The following is an 11,809-nucleotide window of genomic DNA, read 5'->3' on the forward strand; positions in this document are numbered from 1 at the left end:
GTGCATATGTAATTTTAATTAAATTATCAGTGTCTTTATAATTCCTTATTATCATCTATGGCACTCTAAATTAGATTTTCTATTAATATATTTATGGATTTATATATTAATTATAACATTAATTACAATATACTGTATATGAATGGGGGGGATAGCTTTTTTAATTAATTTTAATAACATGTATTTTTAATACATTATAATAGAATTAAGCCTTTGACAATAGGGGAAACTATTGATAAAATTAATAGTTACTGAATTTAGAAAAAAGAGGTAGATACTATGGATATGAATTTTGAAAAACTAGGCTTAAGTAAGAATGTTATAGAAGGATTAGATAAATTAGGTATTAAAGAACCTACAGAAATTCAAGAAAAAGCAATTCCAGTTTTATTAAAGGGAGAAAATGTAGTAGCTCAATCAGAAACTGGTACAGGTAAAACTTTGGCTTATCTATTACCTATAATAGAAAAAATAGATACTTCAAAAAAGGAAATGCAATGTATTATTTTAGCTCCAACTCATGAATTAGCATCCCAAATAAATAGTACAATAGTAGAACTTATAAATACCTGTGATCTTAAGGTGACAGTTACTCCTTTAATAGGAAGTGCTAATGTAAATAGACAAATAGAAAAATTAAAGAAAAAGCCTCATATATTAGTAGGATCAGGTGGACGTGTATTAGATCTTATTAAAAAGAAAAAGATTACAAGTAATACAATAAAAACATTAGTATTAGATGAAAGTGATAAGCTTTTTGATAAAAATAATAAATCTGGAACAAAAGAGCTTAGAAATTCTTTAAAAGAAGACATTCAAATTATGATGTTTTCAGCTACGTTAACAGAGGCATCTATTACAGGGGCTCAAACCATAATGAATGATGCTGAGGTAATTAGGGTTAAAGAAGAAAACACAGTTAATGAAGACATAGAACATGGATACTTTATTGCAGAACGTAGAGATAAAATCGATGTTATTAGAAAGATAGTTCATGCAGATAAAATAAAAAAGGCATTAGTATTTATTAATAGCGGTTACTATGTAGATATAGCCTTAGATAAGCTTAAATTCCATAAACTTAAGGCGGAAGCATTACATGGAACTAATGGAAAAGAAGATAGAAAAAGAGCTCTAGATAATTTTAGAAAAGGAAAAGCAACTCTTTTAATTGCTACAGATATAGCAGCAAGAGGGCTAGATATAAAGGGAATAACCCATGTTATAAATTTAGATCTACCTGAGGATTCAAAAGACTACATACATAGAGCAGGAAGAGTTGGTAGAGCAGGAGAGAAGGGAATATCCTACTCTTTAGTGGACCCTAAGGAAGAGAATCTTATAAAGAAGTTTGAAAGAGATTTAGGTATAGAAATAGAGAAGCTAGGCCTATATAAGGGAGAAATTATAGAAGGTTAGTATAAAAGGACTTATTGAGAATATTTCAATAGGTCCTTTTATCACGTTACCTAGAATTTAAAATATATAATGTAGTCATAAACATATAGAATCCCTCATAATATTAGATAAAGTAAATCTTCTCAATAGAAGGAGTTATACTACTCTTATATTAAATTTAGAAGATCTATGAAAATAGAGTCTAGTTAATTCATATTATAACAATGAATTATTTAGATAAAAAATTAAAAAGTAAATTTATTATGGAGGGATGGATATGCCTGATAAGGGAAAAAGCAAGAGCGGATCAAGTAAAAATAGTAAAAAAGATAAAGGAAAAGATAAGAATAAGGATAAAAAGAAAAAGTAAATCCTTAATATATAAGAATATCAGTGTATTAAGGGAAAGTGAAAAACCACCGAGGATTCAATATTATCCTAGGTGGTTTTTCTTTTATAGTATATTAGGATCTATTTTATTTTTAGATTTTCCATAATAATGGAGTGGATTTAAGGCAGGACCGTTTAACACCTTACCAGTATAAGAAAATCTGGAGGCATGACAAGGACAATCCCAAGATTTTTCACCATCGTTCCATTTTAACTCACATCCAAGATGGGTACAAGTTATATCAACTATATGCATAAATCCTTCTCTATCCTTATAAGCTCCATATCTATCCCCTTCAATAGTAACTATCTTTCCTTCATCTTCCTCTAAGAAAATATCATGAGAGCCCTCATTTAACTTTCCTTTTAATAAATCATTAGCTACGTGGCCCCCAATAGAGAGGAAGTTTTTAGTAGATTCTAAGGAGAAGCTACGACTAGGATTAAAGACTCCTTCATAGATGCTACAACCATTAGCTATAAGGTCTTTTAAGATTATTGCTGAAAGGGTTCCAGTGGACATACCCCATTCATTAAAACCAGTGGCTACATATATATCCTTTAAGGATGAGGTTAAGCGTCCTATATAAGGTACGGAATCTAAGGATTTATAATCTTGAGTAGACCAATGATAAGGAATAGATTCTACAGTAAAATTGCTAGTTGCAAAATCTACTAAATTATTATAACGATTTAAAGTGCTTCCTCCATGAGCTGTTTTATGTCCTTCCCCTCCTATTAATATAAGCTTTTTACCTTCATTGTCTACACTCCTTAAAGAGCGACCAGGTTCTTCTGCATTTATAAACATAGCATTTGGAAAATCTTCTTTTATGTTGCAGCCTATAACATAGGATCTTCTTGCAACTAATTTATTGAAATATAATCCTAAACCATCATAGAAAGGGAATTGAGATGCTATTATAACCTTTGAAGCTATAATATTTTTTCCATCATCAGTGGTTAGAGTTATTTTCTTTCCATCTTCTTGATTTAAGTCCATTATAGGGGTGTTCTCAAAGATATAACTTCCTCCACCATGAATATTTTTAGCTAGGGATAGAATATATTTTCGAGGATGAAATTCCCCTTGATTTTCAAAGGCTACTGCAGCTTTTACAGGAAAGGGTAGAGGAACATTATCTGATAGATTAGATTTTAATCCTATGCTAAGAGCAGCCTTATTTTCTTTTTCAAGGGTTTCTATATAGCTATCTTCAAGGGTATAAATATAAGAAGGAAGCCTTTTAAAATCACAATCTATATTATATTTTTTTATGGTATCCTCTATAAAATTTATGGCTTCTTCGTTAGCCTTTCCATACTTAGCGGCAGCGTCAAATCCAAAGGAAGATATAAGTTTATCGTATATTAAGTGGTGCTGGGAGGTAATTTTAGCTGTAGTATTACCAGTAGCAAGAGAGGCTAATGTATTTCTTTCAAAAATTCCTACATTAAAACCAGCTTCCTTTAACAAAAGTCCGCAGGTTATCCCTGTTATTCCACCGCCTACAATTGCTATATCTATTTCCATATTATCTTCTAGTTTAGGATAATTACTAGTAGAATTAGTTGAGTCTATCCAATAGGAACTTAGTGTGCTTTCAAAACCTTTTAAATTATAAGTCTTTTTCATTTTAATCCTCCTTATAAATACTTATCATATTTTTTCCTAAATAAATAAACGTATTCATATATAAGAATATATCTTTTGTGTCCAAGGTATTGACATAAATCAATTATATGTTTGAGGGTTGTTATGTATAAGAATTTTAAGTGAAAAGTGAATAAATTAATAGAAAAAGTTTACATAAATGTAAAATTAGTAGTACAATAAAGAAAAGGGATAAATTGTAAAAGGGGGTGTGATAATCTAATTAAAAGTGTAAAGGAAGTAAAGGGAGTAATGGTTAAAGGAACTTATTTTTATAATGACTTGTATAAGACAAAAGGAGAGTATATATGTTAAAAAGAAATGATAATAATCAAGTTAATAAAAGGATAGAGATTGGTACTGTAATAGATGTATATCCTAGATCTAAAGAAGATTTAAAGAGTATTCGTGAGGAATTAATGAAAATAGTAGAAGGAAGTATGGGAAAGATAATATTGAATTACGAATTTATAGGAAAAGAAGGTAAAGCTAGATTTATACTTTGGGGAAATAATAATTTAATTGAAAAAATAGTTAATATTATGCACAATAGGGTATAACTTGTTAGGATACAATATATAAAATGGTTAGTTTAATCTTAGTACATAAAGATTTGATAATAGTTCTATAAATAGAATGTCCAACGATTTATTAAGGGGATATTTTCTTTGATATGCTATCTAACAATAAAGAGTAGATTTTGAAGATACTCTTTTGTATAAAATTTATTAGTAGAATAGTGTATAGGGTGGTACTAAACCAATAATAAGAAATAATCATCCATAAGATTAATTATTGAGGGGAATGGGTAATATGAGAAAGAGAAGCCAGTATGTAAATCAGTTTTATGAAAATAACAAGTTGAATTTCTATATGTCAATATTTGTATGCATATTAGCAGCTGTCTATAATATAATAAATGCTTTATTGCTGCAACAACTTATAGATGTTGCGGCAAAAGGAACATTGGAACAACTAAAGATTGTTATTTTTAAATATGCTATATTTATGGCTGGGTTTGTAGTGATTTGTTTATTAAAAAGGCATTTTATAAATAATTATTCTGAAAAAGCCATGAAACAATATAAGAACTATGCTTTTAATAATCTGCTAAAAAAGAATATGAATGCATTTGGAGGAAATGTTACCAGTAGATATATTTCAATATTTACTAATGATTTAAATGTTATAGAATCAGGGTATGTGAAGTCTGCAATTGCTATATTTTCTCAAGGACTGCAATTTATATTAGCTATTATAACAATGGCCTATTATAGTTTTTCACTTATGTTAATTGTTGTAGTAGCAAGTATATTGTCTATAGTTGTATCCTATTTATTTGGTGATTCTCTTAGTAGAATTGATCAGGAGTTATCAACAACCAATGAAAAGTTTATAGCGGCAGTTAAGGACATGCTTACAGGGTTTCCAGTAATTAAAAGCTTTAAGGTGGAAAAAGAAGTTTTTAATCAATTTGATTCTAGTAATAGGGAATTAGAAGGCTCAAAGAAGAGAAAAAATAGAAAAGCTAATTTAATTGAACTAATTTCAGGAGAGGCTGGATTTGCTCTGTCTTTAGTTACCTGTGGCGTTGGAGCCTATTACTCAATCAAAGGGGTAATCACAGCAGGAACAGTGGTAGCTTTTATACAGTTGTTGAATTTTATCATAGATCCTATTAATAAACTTGGAAGCTTAATTCCGGCAAGAAAGTCCAGTAAGAATCTTATAGAAAAAATGGAGAAAGAAACTTATTGTGATGATAATGAGGAGGATAAGAGTTTTAAAAGTGAATTCAACAAGTCTATTTCATTTAATAATGTTTCTTTTGGATATGAAGAAGGTAGAGATGTTTTAAAGAACATTAATGTGAAATTTGAAAAGGGTAAGAGCTATGCTCTAGTTGGAGGAAGTGGAAGTGGAAAGTCTACTCTTCTTAACTTAATCCTTGGATATATGGATAGCTATAGAGGGGAAATTATCTTTGATGATTTAGAATTAAGAAAAATTAAGACGAGCAGTTTATACGAATTATTTTCAGTAATTCAGCAAAATGTGTTTATATTCCATAACACTATTGGTGAGAATATATCAATGTTTAAAAAATATGATGATGATGTACTTAATGAGGTTGTAAAGTGGGCAAGTTTAACTAACTTAATAAATGAAAAAGGTTATGATCATGATTGCGGTGAAGGTGGAAAGCTTTTATCTGGTGGAGAAAAGCAACGTATTTCTATAGCTAGAAGTTTAATTAGAAAAGCTCCTATATTAATTATGGATGAGGGTACATCTGCTCTTGATGCAGCTACTTCACAATGCATTGAAACATCTCTTGGCAAAATAGAGGGGTTAACTAAAATTGTAATTACGCATAAGATAGATAAAAATATTTTATCTATGTATGATGAAATTTTGGTTTTAAATAATGGAACAATTTATGAGAAGGGATCCTTTGAAGAGTTAATTTTTAAGAAAGGATACTTCTATTCCTTGTACAATATAACCAATATTAATGATTTTCAGGATGAAGTTAAAGTATCTGTAAATTAAGAAATATTTTAAGAGACTAAATCCAATAGGATGTATTAAAAGCCTTCTATTGGATTTTATTTTTAAATAGTAAAATCTAGACTTTTATATTTTATAACTTATGATGTTTAAATATAACTAAAGAACATATAGAAGCTACTATTAAGTTTTTCTCATAAATATATTTCTTTTATATAGAGTATAGAATATATTAATATGCATTTATCCATAGAAATAGAAAAGCATACGAAAAATTATAAGGGAAAGAGTGTGTCTATATATGGTATAATAACTAGTATTATATAAATTAAATCCTTGTGTTAGTTAAAATAGTATTTTGAGGTGATTAGATTTAGATACTTAAGTCTTGTATTTTATAATTTAAAATCAACAATTAAGTCTAATTTGAGATTTAACTAGCACAACAGGTTAAGTTAATAATATTTAGAAGAATAATAATAGAATATGGATTAAACTCGTATAAGAAAGGAATTTTTAACATGGGAAAGATATTAGTTTTAGCAGAGAAGCCTTCTGTAGGTAGAGAAATTGCTAGAGTATTAAAATGTAATAAAAAAGGCAATGGAGTTATAGAAGGGGATAAATATATTGTAACTTGGGCTTTAGGACATTTAGTAACCTTAGCAGATCCAGAGGTTTATGATGATAAATATAAAACTTGGAAATTAGAAGATTTACCAATGTTACCTAAATATTTAAAGCTTGTAGTTATTAAACAAAGTGGAAAGCAGTTTAGCGTAGTTAAAGCTCAGCTAAACAGAAAAGATGTAGAAGAAATAGTAATTGCTACTGATGCTGGTCGTGAAGGGGAGTTAGTAGCAAGGTGGATTCTTGAAAAGGCAGGAGTAAAAAAACCAGTAAAAAGACTTTGGATATCTTCACAAACAGATAAAGCAATAAAAGATGGATTTAAAAATTTAAAGCCTTCATCACAGTATGATAATTTATATAAGGCAGCAAGATGTAGATCAGAAGCAGACTGGGTGGTAGGATTAAACATAACTAGAGCACTTACTTGTAAACATAATGCACAATTAACTGCTGGACGTGTACAATCTGCTACCTTAGCAATGATAGTTAACCGTGAAGAGGAGATAAGAACCTTTAAACCAAAGGATTACTATGTAATAAATGCTAAGGCAAAAGGATTTACTCTGCAGTGGAGAGATAAGAATAATAATAGTAATATTTTTGAAGAGGATAGAGCAAATAAGGTTTTATCATCTACTAAAGGAAAAGAAGGAATTGTAGCTAATGTTACTGAGAGCTATAAAAAGCAGTTTGCTCCAGCTCTTTATGATTTAACAGAACTACAAAGGGATGCTAATAGAATATTTGGATATTCAGCAAAACAAACCTTATCCATAATGCAAAGATTATATGAAAACTATAAGGTGTTAACTTATCCTAGAACAGATTCAAGATATATTTCTACAGATATAGTTGCAACACTTCCAGATCGTTTAAAAGCAATTTCTATAGGAAGCTATAGAGCATGTGCTACAGAAATTTTAAGTGGAAAGATAAATGGACATAAAGGGTTTGTAGACAATAGTAAGGTTAGTGATCACCATGCCATAATTCCTACTGAAGAGAGAGGAAACATAGGGCTTTTAAGTAGTGAGGAAAGGCATATTTATGATTTAGTAGTTAAGAGATTCTTAGCAGTTATGCTGCCACCATATGAATATTTACAAACTACCATAAATGTAGAAATAAATGGGGAAACTTTTGTTGCGAAAGGTAATGTAATAAAGTCTAAGGGCTGGAAGAAGGTATATGATAGAGCAGAAGACTTAACAGAAGATGAGGATGAAAAAGACAGCCAAGTATTACCAGTAGTTAAAAAAGGTGACAAGTTAAATATAACATCAGTGGAGAGTAGAAAGCTTAAGACAAAGGCTCCAGGAAGATTTAATGAAGGTACATTACTATCAGCCATGGAAAAACCTCAAAAGTATGTAGCTGTAGATAAGGTGGCAGCTAAAACTTTAGGTGAAACAGGAGGAATAGGAACTGTTGCTACAAGGGCCGATATTATAGAGAAGTTATTTAACATGTTCTATATAGAGAAGAACGGAAAAGAAATAATTCCTACAGGAAAAGGAAAACAACTAATAGAACTTGTACCAGAGGAATTAAAATCACCTTTAATGACTGCTAAGTGGGAACTAGAACTAGAGCTTATAAGTAAAGGTAAAAAAGATCCGAAGGTATTCGTTGATGAAATGAGAGAATATGCTGCAGAACTAGTGAAGGATGTTAAGGGAAGCAGTGATAAATTTAAGCATGACAACCTTACAGGGAAAAAGTGTCCAGAGTGTGGTAAATACATGTTAGAAGTTAAAGGAAAACATGGAGTAATGAATGTATGCCAAGATAGAGCCTGTGGACATAGAGAAAATGTAAGTAAATTTACCAATGCAAGATGTCCAGAATGTAAAAAGAGATTAGAGCTTAGAGGTAAGGGTGATGGTCAAATCTATGTTTGCCCTAATTCTAACTGTAACTTTAGAGAGAAGGCATCTGTATTTAGTAAAAGATTTGATAAGAATGATAAGGTAAATAAGAGAGAAGTAAATAATATAATGAAAAAGATGAAAAAAGAAGCAGAGGAACCTTTAAATAATCCTTTTGGAGATTTAATGGCTATGTTTAATAAGGATAAATAAGAGAAAGTCAGTAATGATATTAAGTTAAATCATTGCTGACTTTTTTAATTATAGATAAAAAGATGTTTTTAAATTTTAGGATAAAAAGAATAAATCAATAATCTAATGTCATAACCACATACTTTTCTAGCATTATTAAATAGTGTATTTTTTTCTAGCCATAATCTCTAATCTCCATGCTGATATTTTTATCATGATCCTTAGATTATGTTGAATACCTTTATGAGGTTAGAGAGTTACCTAGGAGCAACTTGTCAGAATTTTTTGTTTCGGGATAATGCTCCAAAATGTAGGTTTCTTGTTTACTAAGCTCTTAGGGTTATATTCCCATACTACTTATTTACTTAGTTTTACGTTTTCTAATTAATGAATGAATATATACTATAGTATGCATTATTACACACAAAATAATAAGAAAATCAAATGTTTTTAGGGATATTATTGATTTACTTCTTAATCTAGCAGTAATTAGCATAATGCATATTATAAAAATTATTGATGTAGAAAAATTTGGAATATATTTATTTTTCATATACATTTTACTTCTAAAATCAAGATTAAAGTAGTTTGTTTCTAGTAAAGTTATATTTACATTATATACCATAATTTGCAGTTAAGAAAGTTTATTCAATATAATCATATAAAAATATTTGTATATTCAGTAAAATAAATATTATCCCAGTTATTGACACTATATGGAATAAAATGCTACAATTATCATGATATGAACCTGTAATTATCTGAATAATTGAAATATACTTTCAATGTATAAAAGGGGGGAATAAATAATGAAAATACACTTTGAAGAATTTAAAGATGAAATTGATAATCTTATAGAATTTTTAGTATCAGATACATGGGAGTTTTATGGAACACCTAACCCAAAGCCAGAAAGAATTAGGAAAAGTTATGAAAATGACTATTATACTGGGGATGAGTGTAAAACATTCTGGGTTATTTTAGATCAGGACATAAAGGTTGGAATGATAAGAATTTATGATTTACAAGATGAATGCCCTATGTTTGATATAAGAATTTTAAGTAAGCATAAAGGAATGGGAATAGGGACAAAGACTGTAAGATGGTTAGTTGATTATATATTTAATAATTACCCTGATAAAGTAAGGATAGAAGCTAATACAAGGCAGGATAATTATGCTATGAGATGTGTGTTCCATAAGAGTGGTTTTGTTAAAGAGGCACAGTATCGAAAAGCCTGGGAATGCAAAAATGGAGAAGTATATGATTCAATTGGGTATGGTATTACAAGAGAAGATTGGATAGAGGGAAAAATTACTCCAGTAAACTGGAATGATTTTAAATATTAAGTATTTAAATTACAGAATATGTTTAAAGAGAATAAAGGATTTATTTCTAAGATATTAACACTTTAGAAATAAATCCTTTTATAATATTTTTACATAGTAATTTAACCTGTTTGTTGGATAAATTATCTATCACAAGGAGTTAATTTAAAATATTAGTTTAAAAGCTCCTCAATTTTCTTTTCAGCTTCTTCCTTTTTTAAAATACCTAGTTCTTGGTATTTTTCAATTTTCTTTATAGCGTCAAAGTTGTCTATGGCTTTTCTTAGCTCCGTAATTCTTTTATCGTATGCAGTCTTATCTATGTCTTCTAGGACAAGAGCTTTATCTAGTAAATCCTTTTCCTTTAAAAAGTCTTTCTCAAGGGCGGCTTTTTCCTTTAAAAGTTTATCTTTTGCAGCTTTCTTCTCAACCTCTATAATTTCGGTTTCTAAGCTTTGTATTTCTTCATAGATATTTTTAAGATCATTTAATAACTTTTCACTATCTATGTTCTCTTTTTCCGTGCAGTTAAAATGAGCATAGGCTATTGATTTTCCAAGGGCTGTGTATCCAGAGTCTAATTCTTTTTCTAAAGATTTAATTCTTTCTTTTAGCTTATCTACAGACTCTAGATTATTTTTTAATAGATTAGAAGAATCAAAAATCTTTTTTATAAAAGACATATAACCCCTCCTTTATATATAGAATTAAAATGCCCTAATAGGCATATACATTTAAATATATGAATATACTTAGAGATAAATTACAAATATATAAGAAAAATATATAATAATTTATTTCTAAGAGTTGACATAGTATATGGGATTCGTTATACTAGTGTTAGTATAACGACTTTGCAAATAAAAACACTATATTCCCCAAAATATATTGTTAAAAAAGTGATTAGAATAAATGATATTATCATTATTCTAATCACTTTTTTTGTGAAAAATTAAAGTTAAATTTGGTTATAGGGTGTTTAGCTTGAATCTTAATTTATACATACACTTAAATCCTTTAAAACCTTGAATTTTAAGTAGTGCATAAGATAAGTTTTCAATCAAAAACCTATATAGATTAATTTTAACCTTAACTTATATATGTACTTAATACCTTGAAAACTGTAGAGTTTAGATAGTATATATAAATCCTTTAGATTTGATATAACTACTTAAAATCATGAAAATAAGAATTAAAAATTTCCTCTATAGCTTTTTCGCAGCTACAGTAAAATTTGGAATACCTATCCATGAGCTTTTCAGCTTCTTTTGTAAGTTCAGATCCACCACCATGAGCTCCCCCAGTCTTTCTTATAATTAAAGGAAATCCTAAATTCTTTTCAATGTTTTTTATAAGGGTGTGGGCCTTGTTATATGAGATACCATAAATCTTAGCAGCTTCAGATAAGGAGCCTTTTTCCTTAACTCCCATTAGCAATTTATAAGGACCTTCACCGAAAACTTTTCCATCCTTATCTAGCCATATTTTATATTTTACATCAAACAAAAATAACAGCTCCTTAAAATAATATTATGTATATTAAAAATGTATAGTTATTTATGAAAAACTATTTTACCTACAATCATAAATAAAGTAGAAATTAGAAATAAAAAACTTTTATCTTACAAAAGCTTTTAAGTATATTTTTAGTAGTAATTTTTAATGATTCGCCTATATATTCATATTTTAACCTAAATAATTGCAAAATTAAAGCATAACAGAAAGTTTATATCATGTACTTGAACTTAGTTTAAAAAGTATAAAAAGTATAAAGATTAACAATATATGAGAATAAAAACTATATAATTAAAATTGTTAAATAAATAGGTTTACAT

Annotated in this window: 8 protein-coding genes; 5 read left to right on the plus strand and 3 right to left on the minus strand. The window is 28.7% G+C overall.

Going from position 1 to position 11,809, the window contains the following annotated elements:
* Nucleotides 1-279: 279 nt before the first annotated feature.
* Nucleotides 280-1,419: a DEAD/DEAH box helicase gene (locus AB2369_RS06870; protein ID WP_367665738.1), complete on the plus strand. Its 1,140-nt coding sequence runs from the start codon at nt 280-282 to the stop codon at nt 1,417-1,419.
* Between the two features lie 433 nt (nt 1,420-1,852).
* Here AB2369_RS06870 and AB2369_RS06875 read toward each other — a convergent pair whose 3' ends face one another.
* Nucleotides 1,853-3,424: an FAD-dependent oxidoreductase gene (locus tag AB2369_RS06875; protein WP_367665739.1), complete on the minus strand. Its 1,572-nt coding sequence runs from the start codon at nt 3,422-3,424 to the stop codon at nt 1,853-1,855.
* A 326-nt stretch (nt 3,425-3,750) separates the two neighbouring features.
* On the opposite strand from AB2369_RS06875, the gene AB2369_RS06880 reads away from it, so the two are divergent.
* The 4 genes from AB2369_RS06880 to AB2369_RS06895 all read left to right on the plus strand — a co-directional run bounded on the left by AB2369_RS06880 (nt 3,751) and on the right by AB2369_RS06895 (nt 9,995).
* Nucleotides 3,751-4,002: a hypothetical protein gene (locus AB2369_RS06880; protein WP_367665740.1), complete on the plus strand. Its 252-nt coding sequence runs from the start codon at nt 3,751-3,753 to the stop codon at nt 4,000-4,002.
* A gap of 253 nt (nt 4,003-4,255) precedes the next feature.
* Nucleotides 4,256-5,995, plus strand: coding sequence for an ABC transporter ATP-binding protein (locus AB2369_RS06885; protein WP_367665741.1), 1,740 nt, complete (start codon nt 4,256-4,258; stop codon nt 5,993-5,995).
* 479 nt (nt 5,996-6,474) lie between these two features.
* Nucleotides 6,475-8,667, plus strand: coding sequence for a DNA topoisomerase III (locus tag AB2369_RS06890; RefSeq protein WP_367665742.1), 2,193 nt, complete (start codon nt 6,475-6,477; stop codon nt 8,665-8,667).
* Between the two features lie 788 nt (nt 8,668-9,455).
* Nucleotides 9,456-9,995 carry a GNAT family N-acetyltransferase gene (locus tag AB2369_RS06895; RefSeq protein WP_367665743.1) on the plus strand — a complete coding sequence of 180 codons (540 nt, stop codon included), beginning with the start codon at nt 9,456-9,458 and terminating at the stop codon, nt 9,993-9,995.
* Between the two features lie 152 nt (nt 9,996-10,147).
* Here the strand turns inward: AB2369_RS06895 and AB2369_RS06900 are convergent, their stop codons facing one another.
* Together AB2369_RS06900 and AB2369_RS06905 are read right to left on the minus strand one after the other, a co-directional pair.
* Nucleotides 10,148-10,657, minus strand: a complete 510-nt coding sequence (locus AB2369_RS06900; RefSeq protein ID WP_367665744.1) for a hypothetical protein — start codon at nt 10,655-10,657, stop codon at nt 10,148-10,150.
* A 484-nt stretch (nt 10,658-11,141) separates the two neighbouring features.
* Nucleotides 11,142-11,480: a winged helix-turn-helix domain-containing protein gene (locus AB2369_RS06905; RefSeq protein WP_367665745.1), complete on the minus strand. Its 339-nt coding sequence runs from the start codon at nt 11,478-11,480 to the stop codon at nt 11,142-11,144.
* Between the last annotated feature and the right edge of the window lie 329 nt (nt 11,481-11,809).

It is taken from the genome of Clostridium sp., assembly GCF_040797585.1.
GTDB lineage: Bacteria > Bacillota > Clostridia > Clostridiales > Clostridiaceae > Clostridium_Z.